This window comes from Rouxiella silvae (assembly GCF_002093625.1).
In the GTDB taxonomy this organism is placed as follows: Bacteria; Pseudomonadota; Gammaproteobacteria; order Enterobacterales; family Enterobacteriaceae; genus Rouxiella; species Rouxiella silvae.
Window position 1 is genome coordinate 1 of record NZ_MRWD01000119.1, and the last position, 1,208, is coordinate 1,208.

The following is a 1,208-nucleotide window of genomic DNA, read 5'->3' on the forward strand; positions in this document are numbered from 1 at the left end:
TTGTAAGCACACCCGTTTTAGTTCCACGCACTTTTTGAGATTTCCGTATTTTCGGCCATCAGCCTGTACTCTTCCGGCGTCAGGTTATTCAGAGATTCATGAGGTCGCTCGCTGTTATATTCCATCAGCCAGCGCTCTGTGATTTCCCGTACTTCGTTCAGAGTTCTGAACAGGTAAAAATCCAGTATTTCTGTCCGGTACGTCCGGTTAAACCGTTCGATAAAGGCATTCTGCGTCGGCTTACCCGGCTTGATAAATTCCAGCATCACACCATGCTCTTCTGCCCAATTCGCCAGAGCCAGTGAGATTAATTCCGGTCCATTGTCCATCCGCATCTTCAGCGGGTATCCGCGGTTTGCCACAATCCTGTCCAGTACCCGGACGACACGCTGGGCCGGGATATTCAGGTCAATTTCGATAGCCAGAGCTTCACGGTTAAAATCATCGACGACATTGAAAGTCCGAAAACGTCGGCCACATGTCAGCGCGTCGTGCATAAAATCGATGGACCAGCTTTGATTGAGCGCTTCCGGCGTTGCCAGCGGAGCCGGATTGCGCACCGGCAGGCGTTGTTTACCCTTGCGACGAAAATTCAGTTTTAACAGACAGTAAATCCGGTGTACCCGCTTGTGATTCCAGACGTGCCCCTGCCTGCGAAGCACCTGAAAAAGCTTCTTAAATCCGTAGCGAGGGTAGCGTTCAACTGCCTCAGTCAGGCTCTGGATCACTGCTTCATCACGTCGTGTATCCGGTTGATAACTAAACACCGTCCTGCTCAGCGATAACGTCCTGCATGCCTGGCGTAAGCTCATCGAAAACTGCGCGGTCAGATAGCTGACGAGCTCTCGCTTTACCGCTGGTTTTAAAGCTTTTTTTCAATAACGTCTTTCAGTGCCCGGCATTCCAGACTCAGATCGGCAAACATCTGCTTCAGACGACGATTCTCATCCTCAAGATCTTTGATCTTTTTAATATCAGCGGCTTCCATCCCGCCATATTTCGCCTTCCAGTTGTAATAACTGGCTTCTGAAATAGCGGCCTCGCGGCAGACATCTTTGACGGTTCGTCCGGCTTCGACAGACTTAAGAACGGCGATGATCTGGTGTTCGGTGAATCGAATCTTACGCATGGCGATCTCCTCAGGGGACATAATCAGTATGCCGGAAGATCTCTAAAAGTGAATGGTTCGCTTAAGAGGGATGCTTACA

1 protein-coding gene is annotated in these 1,208 nt (G+C 50.1%); it reads right to left on the minus strand.

Annotated elements, in window-relative coordinates; translation table 11 throughout:
- Positions 1 to 17: 17 nt before the first annotated feature.
- Positions 18 to 1,129, minus strand: a protein-coding gene (locus BS639_RS24575) for an IS3 family transposase (protein WP_139804186.1) whose coding sequence is annotated in 2 segments (ribosomal slippage) — positions 18 to 868 and positions 868 to 1,129 — 1,113 coding nt in all. Because the reading frame shifts where the segments join, the coding sequence is not laid out codon by codon here.
- Positions 1,130 to 1,208 lie beyond the last annotated feature (79 nt).